Origin of the sequence: uncultured Microscilla sp., assembly GCF_947493425.1 — a bacterium.
GTDB lineage: Bacteria > Bacteroidota > Bacteroidia > Cytophagales > Microscillaceae > Microscilla.
Genome location: NZ_CANLRP010000013.1, coordinates 1 through 17,673, shown reverse-complemented (window position 1 = coordinate 17,673; position 17,673 = coordinate 1). Strand labels below are relative to the sequence as shown.

General features: G+C 39.1%; 17 protein-coding genes. 6 read left to right on the top strand and 11 right to left on the bottom strand.

Annotated features, from left to right (window positions below):
* The first annotated feature begins 80 nt into the window (after positions 1 to 80).
* Positions 81 to 614 carry an AAA family ATPase gene (locus tag Q0954_RS05890; protein ID WP_299454870.1) on the top strand — a complete coding sequence of 178 codons (534 nt, stop codon included), beginning with the start codon at positions 81 to 83 and terminating at the stop codon, positions 612 to 614.
* Positions 615 to 664: 50 nt separating this feature from the next.
* Here the strand turns inward: Q0954_RS05890 and Q0954_RS05885 are convergent, their stop codons facing one another.
* The 3 genes from Q0954_RS05885 to Q0954_RS05875 form a co-directional block, all read right to left on the bottom strand.
* On the bottom strand, positions 665 to 1,735 hold the full coding sequence (locus Q0954_RS05885; RefSeq protein WP_299454868.1) for a DUF6340 family protein: 1,071 nt from the start codon (positions 1,733 to 1,735) through the stop codon (positions 665 to 667).
* A gap of 186 nt (positions 1,736 to 1,921) precedes the next feature.
* Positions 1,922 to 2,983, bottom strand: a complete 1,062-nt coding sequence (locus Q0954_RS05880; RefSeq protein WP_299454867.1) for a nucleoid-associated protein — start codon at positions 2,981 to 2,983, stop codon at positions 1,922 to 1,924.
* 446 nt (positions 2,984 to 3,429) lie between these two features.
* On the bottom strand, positions 3,430 to 3,795 hold the full coding sequence (locus Q0954_RS05875; RefSeq protein WP_299454865.1) for a T9SS type A sorting domain-containing protein: 366 nt from the start codon (positions 3,793 to 3,795) through the stop codon (positions 3,430 to 3,432).
* Between the two features lie 157 nt (positions 3,796 to 3,952).
* Between Q0954_RS05875 and Q0954_RS05870 the strand changes: the two genes are divergently transcribed.
* The gene (locus Q0954_RS05870) at positions 3,953 to 4,369 is read left to right on the top strand and encodes a hypothetical protein (protein WP_299454863.1); all 417 of its coding nucleotides are present in this window, start codon (positions 3,953 to 3,955) and stop codon (positions 4,367 to 4,369) included.
* On the opposite strand, the gene Q0954_RS05865 is transcribed toward Q0954_RS05870, so the two are convergent.
* Both Q0954_RS05865 and Q0954_RS05860 read right to left on the bottom strand, forming a co-directional pair.
* Complete coding sequence (locus Q0954_RS05865) at positions 4,359 to 4,985, bottom strand: hypothetical protein (protein ID WP_299454862.1); 627 nt, start codon at positions 4,983 to 4,985, stop codon at positions 4,359 to 4,361. The two genes, Q0954_RS05870 and Q0954_RS05865, sit on opposite strands and share 11 nt — an antisense overlap.
* A gap of 118 nt (positions 4,986 to 5,103) precedes the next feature.
* Positions 5,104 to 5,838 (bottom strand): ceramidase domain-containing protein, encoded by a 735-nt coding sequence (locus Q0954_RS05860; RefSeq protein WP_299454861.1) that lies wholly within the window; start codon positions 5,836 to 5,838, stop codon positions 5,104 to 5,106.
* 536 nt (positions 5,839 to 6,374) lie between these two features.
* Here Q0954_RS05860 and Q0954_RS05855 point away from each other — a divergent pair.
* Both Q0954_RS05855 and Q0954_RS05850 read left to right on the top strand, forming a co-directional pair.
* Positions 6,375 to 6,971 (top strand): hypothetical protein, encoded by a 597-nt coding sequence (locus tag Q0954_RS05855; protein ID WP_299454860.1) that lies wholly within the window; start codon positions 6,375 to 6,377, stop codon positions 6,969 to 6,971.
* Positions 6,972 to 7,013: 42 nt separating this feature from the next.
* On the top strand, positions 7,014 to 7,850 hold the full coding sequence (locus Q0954_RS05850; RefSeq protein ID WP_299454859.1) for a maleylpyruvate isomerase N-terminal domain-containing protein: 837 nt from the start codon (positions 7,014 to 7,016) through the stop codon (positions 7,848 to 7,850).
* 213 nt (positions 7,851 to 8,063) lie between these two features.
* Here Q0954_RS05850 and Q0954_RS05845 read toward each other — a convergent pair whose 3' ends face one another.
* The 6 genes from Q0954_RS05845 to Q0954_RS05820 form a co-directional block, all read right to left on the bottom strand.
* Positions 8,064 to 8,441, bottom strand: a complete 378-nt coding sequence (locus Q0954_RS05845; RefSeq protein WP_299454858.1) for a DoxX family protein — start codon at positions 8,439 to 8,441, stop codon at positions 8,064 to 8,066.
* 297 nt (positions 8,442 to 8,738) lie between these two features.
* Positions 8,739 to 9,116 (bottom strand): DoxX family protein, encoded by a 378-nt coding sequence (locus tag Q0954_RS05840; RefSeq protein ID WP_299454856.1) that lies wholly within the window; start codon positions 9,114 to 9,116, stop codon positions 8,739 to 8,741.
* A gap of 73 nt (positions 9,117 to 9,189) precedes the next feature.
* Entirely contained in the window at positions 9,190 to 9,639 is a 450-nt protein-coding gene (locus Q0954_RS05835) for a MarR family transcriptional regulator (protein ID WP_299454855.1), read from the bottom strand.
* Between the two features lie 444 nt (positions 9,640 to 10,083).
* Positions 10,084 to 10,797 carry a DUF2490 domain-containing protein gene (locus tag Q0954_RS05830; protein WP_299454853.1) on the bottom strand — a complete coding sequence of 238 codons (714 nt, stop codon included), beginning with the start codon at positions 10,795 to 10,797 and terminating at the stop codon, positions 10,084 to 10,086.
* A gap of 153 nt (positions 10,798 to 10,950) precedes the next feature.
* Complete coding sequence (locus Q0954_RS05825; RefSeq protein WP_299454851.1) at positions 10,951 to 11,919, bottom strand: type 1 glutamine amidotransferase domain-containing protein; 969 nt, start codon at positions 11,917 to 11,919, stop codon at positions 10,951 to 10,953.
* 226 nt (positions 11,920 to 12,145) lie between these two features.
* Positions 12,146 to 13,108 carry an oxidoreductase family protein gene (locus tag Q0954_RS05820; RefSeq protein ID WP_299454849.1) on the bottom strand — a complete coding sequence of 321 codons (963 nt, stop codon included), beginning with the start codon at positions 13,106 to 13,108 and terminating at the stop codon, positions 12,146 to 12,148.
* A 325-nt stretch (positions 13,109 to 13,433) separates the two neighbouring features.
* Here Q0954_RS05820 and Q0954_RS05815 point away from each other — a divergent pair, with 325 nt between their 5' ends.
* The gene (locus Q0954_RS05815; RefSeq protein ID WP_299454847.1) at positions 13,434 to 15,629 is read left to right on the top strand and encodes a bifunctional alpha,alpha-trehalose-phosphate synthase (UDP-forming)/trehalose-phosphatase; all 2,196 of its coding nucleotides are present in this window, start codon (positions 13,434 to 13,436) and stop codon (positions 15,627 to 15,629) included.
* Positions 15,622 to 17,424 carry a glycoside hydrolase family 15 protein gene (locus tag Q0954_RS05810; RefSeq protein ID WP_299454845.1) on the top strand — a complete coding sequence of 601 codons (1,803 nt, stop codon included), beginning with the start codon at positions 15,622 to 15,624 and terminating at the stop codon, positions 17,422 to 17,424. The genes Q0954_RS05815 and Q0954_RS05810 overlap by 8 nt, the downstream gene beginning before the upstream one ends.
* Positions 17,425 to 17,673: the final 249 nt, after the last annotated feature.

Genomic DNA, 17,673 nt, shown 5'->3' with positions numbered 1-17,673 from the left:
GCTAAAACAATGCTACCTTATACAAATACTTGGGTTTGCTTCAGGTTAGCCCAAACAGTAAAAATAATGCATTGACTGACATGAAAATCTTAATAATGGGCGCTTCCGGGGTGGGTACTACTACCCTGGGGCAGACACTGGCAAAACGTACCTCCTACACTCATTTAGATGTAGATAATTATTATTGGAAACCCACTACGCCACCTTTTCAGGAAAAAGTGCCTTTGGTGAAAAGAAATCAAAAATTAACCGCAGACTTCAATTCTTTACCTAAGGTAATTGTCAGTGGCTCGCTCATTAGTTGGGGTAATGAATGGTTACAAGCGTTTGACCTGGTAGTGTTTCTTTACTTGCCGCCCAAAATAAGAATGGAACGACTCAGACAAAGAGAAATACAACGACATGGCGAGGCACTACATACCCACGAACTCATTCGTCAAACTTCTCAAGCTTTTTTGGAGTGGGCAGCCCAATACGATGACCCTGCCTTTACAGGAAGGTCGTTGGCAGTACACCAACAATGGTTACAAAAGCTCACTTGCCCAATACTCAGGCTAGAAGGAGCAATCGAGTTTGAACAAAAAATAACGAAGGTGATGGCACTGATGGAATAATATCTATGATGGGCAATATACTTTCCGTGCCGTCTCTTATTGCCCAAAACCTACTCTTTGTTCAACTGCTGCTTAGCCCGTGTTTCGTTTCTGATTCGACGCTGTAGCAAGTCATAATATTCTTTGCCATACTTGTTGCCATACCTTATATACGAAGTTTGCGCCCATTCCTTAGCATTTCTCAGGTCACCCAATACCTCATACCCTACCGCTATGTTATAGGCCAAATAGCCCGATTCTTTGTTACGGGCTCGCCCTAACCCACTTTTCCATACCTTAATGGCTTCTGCCCACTTTGCTACATCAGCGTAGCGACTACCCTGCTCTAGTTCGGGTGCTCTTTTGGCTTTTCCCCTAAAATGTCGGGTAATGCGCATAGGCATGGGTGATATACGATAAGCATAATACCGGCCTATTTTTTCGGCTGTTCGACGCGAGGCATTCGTTTTGGAGATCAGCGCTCTGACAGCAGCGGATTTAGTGGCTGCAGCAGCTTTCCAGGTACCTGTTTTTTTGTACAGCTTTTGGTCTATCATGCTTTGGTTGGCAGGTATATAAAACTTAATGCCTACTTTTATTTTGTTTACTCCACGGGCATAAAACTCATTTACTTCTACTTGCTTGGTAACCCCACCTTCTTTTACTTTCTTTTTGGTTTTTTGTGTCCCATGTGTGATTATAAAATCAGTATCAAAAATTTCAATGGCTACTACTGCATCGGTCTTATAAGTAGCACACAAAGCCTGTATTTTTGACCAACTCAAAGGTTTAGGAAAAGCAGTTGTCATACTGTTGCCCTCTTCGCGAATGGGTGCTACCTTAGATGTAAACCGGGTAGAAGCAGTGAGTTTGGCTCTAAATGCCTGAATCAATGCTTGGGTGGCTGCTTTGTCTTCTTCGGGAAACTCGCCAGTAAGCACACTTTCTGCCACGTTTAAAAGGTTTTTGTTAAACTTGGTGCGGTCTACTACCAACAATGATTTCACCTGAGGTGGCACCGAAATATCGGCAGGGCGAGAGGTTCTAAGGGTTACTTTGCGCCTGCCCGTAGAACAACTCATAACACTGGTTGCCAGTAGCGTTAGGGTAATGAAGTATAGGTTGAATTTGTTTGTCTTCATAATTGTATCTATTATCGATCTATTACACAAAATACATTTATTAAAGATAAATCAAAAACAATCATTCACAGATAGTTACGACAAGTGCTTGCTGTATCGTTAGAAAACAAAAAAGCACTTTAGGAGTAATACCCAAAGTGCTTTTTTGCTGAGAACCAACAAACAACAGTCAAATCATTTATACGCCTATTTTTCGTCGTTGTAATACAGCTGATAATAGCTCATCTGGCGCTCTTCATCAAACCCCTTTATTACATAATCGCGGTTGCCGTGGATATACACACTAAAGTTTTTGTCAAGTTTAAGCACACTTTTAAACTTCTTCTTGGTTTCTTTTACGGCATTAGACGAGATTTCAAAATCTTCAAACTTCAACTCTACATCAGCCTCTTCTTTGTGTTGCTCTTTGTACTGCTCTTTGTACTCTCGGAAGGCTTCTACTACTTCGGGCTTTTGAATTACCTCTTGTTCGAACTCTGATTCGTTGAACACCTCTTTTTCTTTAAAATACTCTACCGATTTATTAAGCAATGCGATTTGTTCCGGACGCTCTACCTCCTGCTCTTCGCTCAATACCTCATCTACAAAGTCTTTGCACATGGTCAGGTAGTTTTGAGTATGGTAAAAGTTGTTTTCGTAAGGCTTCACCCGCAAAAAATCATCGCGCCAATATTGCGCCTGACTACTTTTGTTGAGGTTGTCGACAATACATACTTTATAACCATGCTCTTTTTCAGTATTAAAAATCAAGCAGCCCTTGTCGAGCTTGTTAATATTGATTCCATCAGCATAGTCAATGTTAAAGTTATTGTTTTGCTGATACACCCGCAGGTAGGTATCTTTGTTTTCAGACTTAAACAAACCCACTGCATCTGCCAGTTCGTCTTCTACTATACAGTCGGTAAAGTGTACAATGTAAAATTCGCCTCCCTTGATTTTATTGTGGTGAGATGCCTCGTACAGGTGTTTGGCTATATTCACCGATTGGTCATAAAAACTGTCAGGGTTCTCAAATATTTGGTCTACATAATGATATACCTCATTCAGGTTTACGTCGCTGTCATGGGCAAACTGAAAAAAAGCATCTGTTTTGAATGAGGACAAAAAATATTTGAGCAACAAATCCTGAATCAAATCATCATTAAGGTTGAGCAAAGTCTTGGATAACTGCACCCCTTCTTCCTTAGATTTATTGCCTACATTATGTACTACAATGTTTTGTAAACTAACGCCGTCGAAATTGAACATCCCAAAAATATGATTGTGTGAAAAATACTAAGTTGAGTAGCTGCAAGTCATGAGCAACAAGCATAAAGCTACAAAAATAAGGTGCATCATTCTATATATAGAATAATACACCTTCCTTAGGAATGGTGAAAAAATAAATTACCGATTTCGAGGGAGGGATTTTATTCTGAGACGAGGCACTTTTTGCAGGCGTAACCATAGCTACGGCTAAAAAAAGCTCATAGTCCCGGCGGAACTGCCGGGTTAATGAAGTATCAGAATGAAAAATCACCTCCAAACTGAAAAGTTATTTTTTTCCGTTCCTTATCTTTACGAATTTACAAAAAAATTGAGAGAGTCTGTCACACTCCGCTAAATTTTAATTGTGTACTAAAGCAGTCAAGCCCACACTGCAAAATTTACATTTGCAAAATGGGCTTGATTGTTTCAAATTTTTGAGTAAAGCTTCATGCGCTTACTACTATTTTTTTTCTCTCTTTATATTTTCCGTTCTTACTAATCACAATAAAATAAATGCCTTTGCGCCAAGATTTGGTTTCTACGACAAACTCACTGCTGATAGTTTTGAACCTTCCAATAATTCTACCTACCGGATTGTGTATGCGTATTTGATAAACGGCTTTGTCTGTATCAAATTTCACTTTTACTTTTTCTCCCCGGTGTACAAAAATGGTTTCTGCTGCTTGAAACGCAGCCAATGCTTTATACGTTTTGATGTCATTCAAGGCATTTTTTAATTGGTGACCTTCTACGCTAGTTGAAATTGTAATGGCTAAAAATGCAAAAAAGCTCCACTTTATCATTTTATTCATACACTTTACTACTCTAAATAGGCAACAAATGTTACCGTGTTTTATTCTATCGGTATACATACGTGATTTTTGACAAAAAAACGTACTTTATTTAATCTCCTACGGCTGGTTTTACGTAAATATGTAAGGTTCAACCCCCCAACAATATTTACACAGCATGGAAACATATTTGAAAAACGAATTTATTACAATTCATTATAGCACTGAGCAAAAAATTATCCAGCTCACATGGTTAGGTTTTATAGACAGTACAGCACTACGACAAGGGTTAAACATTGCCCTTAACCTGGCAAAACAGAATAAGTTGAATTTGTGGATTATGGATCAGCGACTCAGGCGAGTACTAAGGTCAGAAGATGCTACCTGGATTATCAATGATTGGTTTCCTCGCTTTTATAAAATAAACCCCAAAAGTAAAATCGCTATTTTATTACCCGAAGATACCTTTGGGGAGTACAATACCAGAAAAAACGTCAAAGAAATAGAAAGCCGTCACCAACAAATGATGCCTTACAAATATTTTAGTACTATCAAGCAGGCTTTGTATTGGTTGACTCCAGTAGTTATAGCCTAGCAATCAACTCTAACAAGCTGGCAACAATTCGAGTGATTTCCGCTTTTTTTTCTTCCTCCGTCAAGCCTTGCTCATCCAATGTCTTAAGATTTTGAGCTATCAAAGCAACCGCAGTGTTAAACCCTGCATCTCCTTCTGAATACTGCAGCAGTTTTATCACTACTTCATTTACTGCCCCATCTTCCAATCGTTTTTTTAATTCTTCTTTCAAAGCATCATTATTTTCATCTTCCAACAGGTAATTGCTGGTTTCGCGGGCAATCACTTTTGCCGGAATCGCGGCATTTCCTTCTATTTTTATCCAGGCACGATTGGCTACTTTGCGAGATAAAATGGCTATTCCAAATCTTTCGCTTACCTCTTCGTCGTGTAATAATTTTTCTATTTTTGCCAAAACCTTGCGTTCTTTATCGCTCAAAGTTTCTTCCTCAAGGTCAGTTTTTATCCCGTTGGTCATATCTACCCCCGAAAAACTAATCTGACGAGCTACTGGTAAATCCTTGTCAAGGCTTGATACCACAGGCTTGTTTGACTCTTTGGGTAAGTCAAGCTCTTCGGCTTTTTCGTAGTTTTTAACAAGTTGGTCGGCTATTCTTTTCTGATCTAGTAATCCCATATTTGTGGTAGTTCTAAAGTATTAAATTAAAAATTGTACGAAGGCTAATATACGCAAATTATTGATGACCTAACGCGACTCATCAACGGTTTGCTTGTGATTTTTATTATGATTTCACCTAATTCTTATCATTTATTCGCTGATTTCGGGCTTTTTCCATGTTTACAAACCGGTATACATACTCTGCTAAGAAGAAAGCACCCGCTACAGTAAACAAGTGCCAAAGCCAGTGGATGCCCATAGGCAATATAGATTTTACTACAGCTAAATGGTCGAACTGACGACAAGCCAGGGCTGCCAGAAAAAACAAGATGGCAATAAAAAGTATTTTGGCATTGGCGTAGCGGGTTCTGGTAAGAACCATCAACATGGGGCTAAACATAAACACCCCACGAGTAAAATAGGAAATATTAATTTTGTAAGGATTGGGCACAAACATCCAGACAGGCAACATCAACCCCACCATTGCTAATACTACAAAGATGGTATAAGACCAACGCCCTAGAGCTTTTGCCCAAAAATAAATGGTAAGGGCTAAAGTAATAATGATGATGGGCATAAAGTCCATAATGAGTAACCAACGAGAGGTACGAAAAGCGTGAAACAGGGTGCTGCCCAAGCCACCCAAGACCAAAAATGGCAAACAAAAGGTAATAAAGGGGTATTCGCTATACCTTCCCTTGAGCTTAAGCCCCCAATACAAAGGTGGCAATAAAAAAAATAAGGAAGAATAAGCATTCCAAGGTTCTACTATCAGGTTATTCAAATGTTCCAGGGTAGTTTCTGTATATACAGGTCCACCATCGACAAGTTTGCTGGCTATTACTTTTCTTAAGGTATCAGATACCATCATAAATATTTTGTTGATTACTTAGACAACACACACAGTCACAATTAGCTTTGGTTTTGTTGTCAGGTTTTAATATCACTTCATCCAAATGTACTTATATTATTACATTTTAGCTTTGCTATAGCCGCGAATTGTTCTACAAAATTCGGGCAAATTGACTGGCTAAGTAAACCTACAAAAATAATCTGAGCCATAAAACGGTACCTTTGCCGAGTGGACTTCCTCAAAAAACAGTTCCATAGCTTGGGCTATGCAAAGGTTTTTTGACTCGCCCACTCAACAAATATTTTGTTTTATTGGCACATCTTATTTTTTCCGCTTTACTAACTGGAATTGTTTGATTTTGCCCTGCCTAGTAACAATTAAATATAATCCAGGCAAAGGAAATCAAAATATTTTATATTAAATTAAGCTATGTAAAACTACAAAAATCACTCATACCACCCAACAAGAACTTTTTTATTAGAGGTACTTTATTTTGTCGCTTTGGCATTCATTACAAACAACTCCATATATATCTCAACTTTTCAAAAACAAGGATGATGAAAACTCTACGCTATTTACTATCATTAAGTTTGACTTTGTGTAGCATTGCGCTTACTCAAGCTCAAGATAGACAACGTATTCGCTATGTTACTTCTAATGCCAATGGTACTGAAGAATATTTGTACCGTAACTTGAAGGGTGATTTTTTTGAATACGCCTCCAGCACACGCCCCAAGCGTATCAAGCTGACAACGGTGAGTAAACAAAAGATTACCTATGGCGAAGTATACAAGGTGAGTTTTCCGGGGAAAAATTCAGTATATAAATTAACTCTGGAAGGCGAAGGACTGATGTGCTCTAACCCAAATGGGAGTCACCAAAACTTCGAAGCAGAAGACAAGTTAGTGTGCAAGGGTAAAAATGGACTTATAGAATACCTCTATACCAAGAGTGTTCCACCTCGGTTTTATTATAACAACAACCGTAACCGTAAAAAAATTCAACTTCAATTTGTGTCAAACAATGGAGCCATTATGAACATGAAGTTTCCAGGTTCAAACAAAATATACAAGCTCAATAGCCTCATCAATGGCCATGTGATTTGCACCAATCCTGACGGCAGCAAGCAAGTTTTTATGTTGGAGGACTGACCTATACTATTGCTTTTAAAGCATCACCTAAAAATAAATCAAATGCCCAAAGACATATTTCTTGATTTGGTACACCAACTACCTAAGTTGGATCAAAAACTGATGGCTTTGCTCAAAAACCTTACTCCTGAAGAATGGCAAGCACAAACTATAGCCAAGCTTTGGAAGGTAAAAGATGTGGCTGCCCATTTGCTCGATGGTAACATTCGTCTGCTGTCTATCTTGAGGGATGATTACATGGGTGATCCTCCCGAAGATGTTCATACATACTCAAAATTAGTAGCATACCTCAACCGCCTCAATGCTGATTGGGTGCAGGCAATGAAACGAGTAAGTCCTCAAATGTTGGTTGCATTGCATGAACTTACGGGCAAACCTTATTATGATTATTATGCCTCACTTGACCCTTTGGGTAAATCTAAGTTTCCGGTAGACTGGGCAGGCGAAGAAGAAAGCAAAAATTGGATGCACATAGCCCGAGAGTACACCGAGAAATTTTTGCACCAACAACAGATCAGAGATGCAGTAAATAAACCAGGCATTATGCACCAAGAGTTTTTTTTACCTTTTGCCGAGGTTTGTCTATTGGCTTGGCCTCATACTTTTCGTGAAGTGGAGGCTAAAGAAGGTACCACCATTAAGCTACATATTCCGGGAGGTTGGAAAGATAACTGGTACTTGACTAAGCAAAACCAAGGCTGGAGTTTAGACAAATCTACGTTTCAGCACCTCACCACAGACATAGTCATTGAAGCAAATGACTTTTGGAAATTGGTTTCTAAAAGTTGGCGGTATGACGATGTAAAAGAACGCGTGCAAATTATTGGGGATCAGAATCTAGCCCACAAAACACTGTCAATGGTCTCTTTTATGGCGTAGCAACAAGCAATAGACAAAGCATAAAAACAGCAGGCAAGTTCTTTGTAATAATGATTTGGTTATCTACAAGCATTTATTAAGAGTAAAAATAGAGGAATCGACAGCGTAGCCTTTGAGAATGATCACTGTAATTTCCTCTATTAATCGAAGTGTTTTGAAAGGCCACTTGAAGCTTTTTAATCAAAACTTTCAAATCTCCTAAAAAAGCCAGTTTTATTCGCTCGCAGCAGACGTCTTCAACATTTTGTGCTTGTAAAAGTATGACACTCCTACCGCTATCAACCCTACAATCACAGGGGCGTACTTTCCATCCTGCACATGGGCATGGGCACCTATAGCAAACAACAAGTTGAATACAAACCCGGCATACGCCCATTCTCTTAACATGGTAGATTTATCTGTCCAGATGGCCACCAAACCTAAAATTTTGGCTACAGCCAATGGGTATACAATAAATGCTGGAAACCCTGCCTTCGGGAAATTCTCGCTCACCATTTCATACTGTGTAAAATACATGGTGGCACTAAATGTCATGATTAATGTTAATAATCCGGTAGCAATTCTGTAAATTAATAAATCTGTATTTTTCATAATCAAATGTGATTTAAATTATTTTTATTTACCTTATAATTATTCACCCAGGTAAATATTTGTGTAAAAAATTTTAACCTCTCAGTTTGTCTAAGACATCACTGGCTAGCTTAGTTTCTTCGCCCGAAATACCCTCAACGAAGGTTATGCTTGATTTGCCAGGTTTTGTCATTTTTAAATGAGCCCCCTCCTACCTCTTTCACTTTTAACTTTACCCAACAAAGCTTTTTATAACCTTATATTTTACCGCAAAAACAAGTATGAAGACTTGCATTCATAAAATTTAAAGAAACTCGTTTATTCGTTTGATGCAGGTGCTTTCAATAATTTATGCTTGTAAAAGTATGATACTCCTACTGCTACCAATCCTACAATGGGAGCTACATATTCTCCATCTTGAACATCCAGATGGGCACCTATTGCCAACAACAAATTGAACACAAATCCGGCATACGCCCACTCTCTTAGCATCGTAGATTTGTCAGTCCAGATGGCCACCAAACCCAAAATTTTTGCTATAGCCATTGGGTATATGATATATGTGGCAAAGCCTGCCGCTGAGAATTTTTGGCTCACCATTTCATACTGGGTAAAATACATGGTGGCACTAAACATCATGATCAACGTCAATAACCCGGTAGCGATTCTGTAAATTAATAAATCTGTGTTTTTCATAATAAAATGTAATTTGAATTAACCTTATTTACCTTGTAATTATTTTCCTTGATAAATATTAGTATAAAAAAATTTAACCTCTAAATTTGTCTAAAATTTCACTGGCAATTTTTGCCTCTTCGTCCGAAATGTTCTCAACAAAATTTATGGATGATTTGTCATCTTTCTCACCAATTTTTACTAACAAATCTAATCCAGCTTTTGTGATTCTTAGATGAACTACCCTCCTATCTTCTTCACTTCTGGCTCTTTCGACCAACTGTTTCTCTACCAGCTTGTCGCAAAGACGAGTGGCATTGGGAGATTTTTCTACCATTCTGCTTTTCACCTCATGCATATTGAGCCAGTCATTGGCACCTCGTAAAATGCGTAAAATGTTAAACTGTTGAGGAGATACACCAAAAGGCTTGAGAAAGCTCGCAAATTGGTTTTGAATCCAGTTTCGAGTAAATACTACATTTGCTAACAAACGATACTTATTGTCTACAAATGAAGACTTTATTTCTTCATCAATTTTTGCCATTTTTTTTCTAACTTTTGACAAAGTTAATAAAAATTTATTTACCCTGGTAAATATTTATCAAAAAAAATGAAAAAAACTTCAAATAACTACCTAAAAACACTGCTATTCACTAGTGCATCGGGGATTAAATAAATACACTATTTATTTCGAGGGTATTTTGTTTGCTGACGCACTTTTTGAAGTAAAGTAAGCGGGCTAAAGACTCCGAATAACCGAGCCTACAGCTACGCTGTGGCGAGCTCAGTGAAGCTAATATGATAGGAATTTAGTACCCATTGCACTAGTGCTTTGGGAACTAAGTAGTTTATACACTATTTCGAGTTTATTTTGGTGGCTGTCAAACCTCCAAAAAACGAGCATAGCCTAAGCTACGTGAGTTTTTTTAGGTGAAGTCAGTAGGCAAAAGAAGCCGAAATATGTGAAAGGAATTTAGTACCCAGAGCACTAGTGATTAGATATTTTCTTTCTGAAATCTAAATTATGTGTCAACTTAAAAAACAGTGTATGGTTATTTTCTGTCAATTGATTTTCTTTAATGATGTAATGATTCAAATAACCCAAATCTACCCCAATGGATTGCCTGATTAAAACATTCAATCCAACATACGCCCTGTTTTGACCAAAATAGGATTGGGTTACCCATTTTCCATGATTGATTATTATTCCTTCAGTAAACCTTATTGACAACTTTGTATTTTTGCTATTCAATTGAATAGGAATTTTTAAACCTATGTGATTGATAATGAAATATCGAAAATCAGCGTTAATATATTCCTGATTAAATCTTATGACATTCGTTATTCCCACATTACCAATTTTATTCTTAACAGTGATTTTTTGAAAAAACCGATGGATTGAGATTTGATTGGGTAGTGGCTGCTCACCGTAGGGAAACCGTTCTATCCACTCATACCCTGCTCCAAACTCTACGTTTCTTTTGTGATAATAATTTAGCCCAAACCCTGCAAGAGATTGTTGCCAGTTTTTTACGAAATCGTTTCGACTCCAGGCATACATTGCATTCACAGAAAATTGGTCATGCATACGAAAATTAGCGCTGTAAATCCACCAGGAATTAAAATGATTTGCTTGTTGTGCTTTTGCTTGAAATGAAATGAAACCTAAAAGCATACATATAGAAAATACTATTTTGATCATGAACTCAATATTGACTGAACTTTGAGACCTCTTTTGTATTCAAAAGTTATCGCCAGAGTTTGGGCTGTTTACCTTGCAAATGCAAAGCATAGCCCTAAACCCTGACTAAACCTCATTGTTCCTATGCCTGATTTATAGGGGGCTCAACTATCCTTAATTGTTATTGAGTAACTTTAACAACTCTTTGGCAGTAGCATTTGCTGATTTGTTATTCTGACCCGTCACTAATTCACGGTCTACAACTACGTGGGGTGCCCAGTCTTTCTTGCTATGAGAATACTTACCCCCAGCATTGGTAAGGGCATTTTGTGGCCAGTAAAATAATTGGTCGCCACTTAGGTAGTATTTAGTGGCAACGGCTTCTTCTGAATTGCTAAAAACCGTCATTTTATAACCTGCATAAATCCAACCTTTCGCTGGCTTGGCTTTTTTACCAGCTCTCATATCAGACTCAAACTCGGCACTATTTGGCAAAGAAGATAATAAAGCAACCGGACCGTGGCATACCAGTCCTGTAGGCTTAGAGTTGGCATGAAAGTGATGCAAGAACTTGCTCAGTAAATCATTGGTTACTAAGTCGCCTAACGGAGCGTGACCACCAGGTACAAATACTGCATCAAAATTTTCAATGCCAATTTGTTCAATACGTGCAAAACTTACCACTGGACTGTGTTTTTTGTCATTCAGCATAAGTCGGTTAAACAAAGCTTTGTGGGCATTGTAATTTTCCTGACTTTCGTCCAAAAAGTGTTTTCGTGTATCAGAAACCAAATCAAGTGTTGGTGCCATGCCAGTTGGAGTAGCAAAAGTCAGCGTATGACCTGCCTCCATAAATATTTTGACTGGCTCCATCAACTCATTTAGATAAAAACCTGTTTTGTAATCATACCCCCCTTTGAGTTTCATTTGCGACACATCTGACATTACAATCAGAATATTACTAGCAAATGCGGCTTGGTAGCTCACCAAAAAGGCTAATACCACAAGTGTGCTTAACCTCACCATACGCTGTTTTAGCCCACGATAAGGCATCAAAAACTTATTAAACCATACACCTTTTTCTCTGTACCCAGCCGTGTCTTGAGTGTTAGCCGTAAAGATTAGTGCTTTTTTAGTACTCATAATTATTTGTGTTTTAAAATTTATTACGCCACAAAGATGAGGGGTTAGTGTTATAAAATGAAATAACTTATTTTACAGATGATATAGATTTTATTATATCACTTAATCTGAGGATATTTCAAAACATGATACACACTTGCAACGGTTTTAATAAGTCACTAAAAATCAACATTATAAAAGGTTTGGTCGATTGTAGAACAGTGTTTTTGAACCCAAAACCTTTGGGCTATAAGCTTGCCAACACCTCTTCGGTTACTTGCATAGTATAGTCGTTCAGTTTTTGGTGGGTGGGCATCCAGCCTAACAGAAATCGGGTAAAATCGGCACAGGCAATGGGGTATAGTTGTCGCCACTCTTGCTCTAGGGCTTCGGCATCTACACAGGGGTTGGCTATAGCCAATGTCTTTTTCAATGTGGCAAAATAAGTGTCTAACAACTCACTTTCATAGCGTTCGCATTCGGCACCCGACAAACAACTGCCCAAAAAGTAAGTCACGTCTTTCATTCCACAGCCCCCACCCACATATTGAAAGTCTACTGCAGCCACCTTTTTACCATCTTTAGAGAAACAAAAATTGGCTAGTTTGGCATCTCCATGTACAATGGTTTGGTACTTACATTGGCTTAATAACTCATCTATCACGTGGGCTTTAGCTTTGAGCACCTGGTGTTTCATCTGCTCAAATTCGTCGGGGCGGGTTGCCAAATGCCAATAGGTGCCCACTTCCCATAACCCTGTAGGCGGCTGGTGCACGAAAGTGGCATGAAAGTTTGCCAACCAGGTCAAGCACACCTTTACCTCTGGCAAACTGAGCTGGATTTTTCGTAGCGGAAAGTGTCCGTTCAAATCTTCTAATACAATCCATTGGTTGTTGCCTTTGGTATAGGTACCAATGAGCTTGGGTACTTTACAGCTATCGGGGCAAAGTTGGCTCCATTGCTTGTACCAATGGGTTTCTACCTGATAAGATTTTACTTTTCGGTTGTGAGACTTTTGGGTGTTCCAGCCTCTTGGGTGCTTGTTGGCTTGGTTTAAAGCAATGTGTTTTACTACCACTGTCTTAAACGATGGGTTGTTCAACTGATAGCGAACAATGCTCCCATAGCCGCTCCACAAAGATTGAATGGTTTCAACTTCTTTGCAATCGGTAGATTGGGTGATTTTTAGCAGGTGTTTTGTAAAACTCATCTTTTTATGGCTTTATTGTTTTCTATGGTGCGCAAAATGGTGTATACTGGCAAAAGCAAGCAAGGCAAAGAACCAAAAATCTGTAAAGTTTTCCAACTACGTGTTACTAACAAAAGTAATACTAAGTTAAATACAAAATCATCTACTTATTTTAACCCATTTATCAAATAGTCCCATCGTTTTTTCTAAAAAACTACTCACCTGAAGTATTTCCAAAATCATAAACTTTATATTGCTTATTTTGAACACTCGTTCACGTTTCGAGCAATATTCAGCCATAGTTGGAACTGCCTCTAACTAACGTCTAAAAACAACCCTATCAAAAATGAGCAAAACTATCATTGTATCTAATCGCCTCCCTATTAAAATTCAGAAAAACAATCAGGAGTTGACCTACAAACCAAGTGCGGGTGGACTTGCCACAGGTTTGGGTTCCATCTACAAAGAAGGTAACAATATCTGGCTAGGCTGGGCTGGTTTACACTTGGCAAATGAAGAAGAAAAAAGCCAAGTCACTGAAGACCTGGAAAAGGAAAGCCTCAAACCTATTTTTTTGTCAGAAGAAGACGTAGAAGGTTTTTATGAGGGCTTTAGCAATGCTACGATCTGGCCTTCTTTTCACTATTTCCCCCAGTACGCTGTTTACCAAGATAATTTTTGGAAAAGTTATCAACAAGTCAATCAAAAATTTGCGGAAGCTATTTTGGAGGTGTGCGAAGCAAATGATACCGTCTGGATACACGATTATCAACTGCTGCTTGTCCCACAATTGATTAGAGAAAAACGCCCTAACATAAGCATTGGCTACTTTCAACACATTCCTTTTCCCTCTTACGAAATTTTCAGGCTCTTGCCTTGGCGTAGAGAATTGCTTTTGGGTATGTTAGGGGCAGATTTAGTGGGCTTTCATACCTATGATGACATGCGCCACTTTTTGAGTTCGGTAAACCGTTTGGCGGGCATAGGTTATTTTCATGGAGAAGTCGAAATGGGCAACCGCAAGGTAGTGGTAGATGCTTTTCCTATGGGCATTGATTATGATAAGTACGCTAAAAAAGCCTCGTCGCCCAACACTATTAATAGAGAGGTGCGTTACCGTTCTTCTTTAAATAATGAAAAAATCATTCTTTCTATAGATCGGCTCGACTATTCGAAAGGCATCAAAAACAGGTTACAAGCCTTGGAGATTTTCTTTGAAGAATACCCTGAGTATTTAGAAAAAGTGGTGCTTTTTATGGTGGTGGTGCCTTCGCGCGATACGGTACCCAGGTACCAAGCCCTCAAAACAGAAATAGATGAGTTGGTAGGGCGCATCAACGGAAAGTATGGGCGGGTAAGCTGGACTCCTGTACATTATTTTTATCGTTCATTCCCTATTGAGGCTTTGTCAGCTTTTTATAGAATGGCAAATGTTGCCTTGGTGACTCCTCTACGTGATGGAATGAACTTGGTTTGTAAAGAATATATTGCCAGCCGATTAGACCAAACGGGGGTGTTGATTTTGAGCGAAATGGCTGGTTCTTCTAAAGAGTTATCCGATGCTATTTTGATTAACCCTAATGATATTAAACAAATTGTATCAGCATTGCACCAAGCCCTTACGATGCCCAAAGATGAGCAAAGGTTTCACATGGAAATTATGCAAAATTCTTTGAAAAGGTATAATATTCACCATTGGGTTAAACTATTTTTAGACAGGTTGACAGAGGTAAAGGAGCAACAGTCGTATATGCATACCAAAATATTGGAAGAAAACACCATCAAACAGATCAAAGCCGCTTACCAAAAAGCGGAAAAAAGGCTCTTATTTTTAGATTATGATGGCACTCTGACGGGTTTTGCCCAAAAACCTGAACAAGCCAAACCTAATCAAGAATTGTATGACATTCTCAATGGTTTGATACAAGACCACAAAAACCAAGTGGTGATTATCAGCGGACGCAAGCACCATACGTTGGAAGAGTGGTTTGGGGACTTGGACATAGATTTGATAGCCGAACACGGCATTTGGAGCAAACAGGTGGGCAAAGATTGGGAGGTACAAGAAGGCATGAACAACGATTGGCAGAAAGAAATTTACCCAGTGATGGACTTGTATGTCAATAGAACCCCTGGTGCTTTTGTCGAGCAAAAGGCGTATTCTTTGGTATGGCACTACCGCAAAGTAGAGGTGGGTTTGGGCGAACTAAGAACGAGAGAGTTGAGCAGTCATTTGAAATACTTGACCAGTAATATGGGGCTGCAAGTGCTGGAGGGCAATATGGTGGTAGAAATAAAACCCATCACTGCCAACAAAGGGGTGGGGGCTACCAAATGGCTGCAAAAATTTCCTTCAGATTTTGTGATTGCCCTAGGCGATGACAAAACCGATGAAGATACATTTAAGGCAATGCCCGAAGACGCTTTTACGATCAAGGTGGGGACGGGCAATTCAGAAGCAAACTATTATTTGAATGGTGTGGAAGAGGTGAGAGATCTTTTGAAAAATTTAGGAATGAAAAAACAAATAAGTCATGGATAAAAGACATACTTACAACTTTGGTTTGATTGGAAACTGCGCTTATTTGGCTCACATTGCCAAAAACACAAATATTGTTTGGTTATGCTTCCCAAGGTTTGATAGCAGTTTTGTATTTGGTAGCCTTTTGGACAGTGAGAAGGGGGGCGAATTTTCGGTATTACCTCCACAAGACAACTTCGAGTCTACGCAATATTATATAGAGAATACCAACATTCTTTGTACTGAAATAGCTACAGAAGAGGGCAAGTATAGAGTGACCGATTTTGCGCCCCGTTTTTACCATTTCGACCGCTATTATCGCCCTTTGATGTTGGTCAGAAAAATAGAACCGCTTTCGGGTTCGCCCAGGGTAAAGGTAAAATGTCAGCCTGTGGGCGATTATGGCAATTTTACCCCCGAAAACCATCGGGGGAGCAATCATATAGAGTATTTGGGTTTAGAAAAAAAGATGCGCCTCACTACCGATGTTTCCTTGACTTTTATAGAAGATGAATCTTATTTTTTGCTCAACGAAACCAAGTACTTATTCTTAACCTATGGCAGTCCCATGGAAGCGAGCATTCAAGATACGGCAGAAACGTTCTTGAATAATACCATTCAGTATTGGCGAAAATGGGTAAAAAGTACCAGCATCAGCGATTTTTACCAAAATAAGGTAATACGTTCAGCTTTGGTGCTCAAAATGCACCAATACGAAGACACAGGCGCCATCATTGCCTCAGCTACTTCGAGCCTGCCTGAGTCTCCCCAAAGCACCCGAAATTGGGATTATCGTTATTGCTGGATGCGCGACACATATTATACCTTGAATGCTTTCAACAATATTGGGCACTTTGAAGAACTCGAACTTTATTTTAAATATATTACCAATATTGCGCTGAGGGATGATAAGCGTCTACAGCCTTTGTACAAAATCAATGGGGATGCTTTTATTGAGGAAAAAATATTGGATTTGACGGGTTATCAAGGCAATAACCCTCCGGTGCGGGTGGGCAATCAGGCGTATGAACACATCCAAAACGACGTATATGGACAAATACTAGTATCGTTACTGCCCATTTATGCCGATAACCGCTTTGTTTTTGAAGAAAGACACGAGTCTAAATTGCTGATTTTTAGGCTTTTGAAAAAAATAGAGGAAACTATAGATGAACCAGACGCGGGCTTGTGGGAATTTAGGAACAAAGCCCAATACCATACTTATACTTATTTGTTTCATTGGGCGGGTAGCGCTGCGGCTTTGCGCATAGGCAAGTTTTTGAAGGATGAAAAGATGGTGAACCTGGCAACCCAGCTGCAAAAAAAATCGGCTGAATACATAGAGAAAGCTTATGATAAAACCAGAGGGGTATATACCCAAGCGATTGGTACACCTAACCTTGACGCCAGCACGCTGCATTTGATTACGATGGGTTATCTCAAGTCTGACAGTGAACGCGCCAAAAGTCACTTGCTTGCCTTAGAACAAGATTTGAAAACCCCTGAAGGTTTGTTTTACCGCTACAAGCACCAAGACGATTTTGGCGAGCCCGAAACTACTTTTTTGATTTGTGCTTTTTGGTATGTAGAGGCATTGGCTTGTGTGGGTAGGTTAGATGAGGCAATTAACACTTTTGAGAAATTATCGAGGTATGGCAATCATTTGGGCTTGTTGAGCGAAGATGTGAGCGCCAAGGATGGTAGTCAATGGGGCAACTTCCCGCAAACTTATAGCCACGTGGGTTTGATGAATGCCGCCGCTCGTATTTCTAAAAAGCTGGATAAACCTAATTTTTTAAGTTTTGAGAAGCGGTAAACCAGACTGTTTTTAAATGTTCTAAAAGGGGCACTTGAAACTGACCTATAAAAGAAAGTCTTCAGACTTGCAGCCAAAAAGCCCAGCTGTTTTAAGTGTTCCCAAAGGGGCACTTGAAACTTAACCATAAAAGAAAGTCTTCAGACTTGCAGTCAAAAAGCGTAAGTTTAGATAAGGCAATCTAATTTTGCCATCGCAAGCAAGTCAAAAGACTTGCAGTTATCAACACTTTCAAGTCTCCAAAAGGAA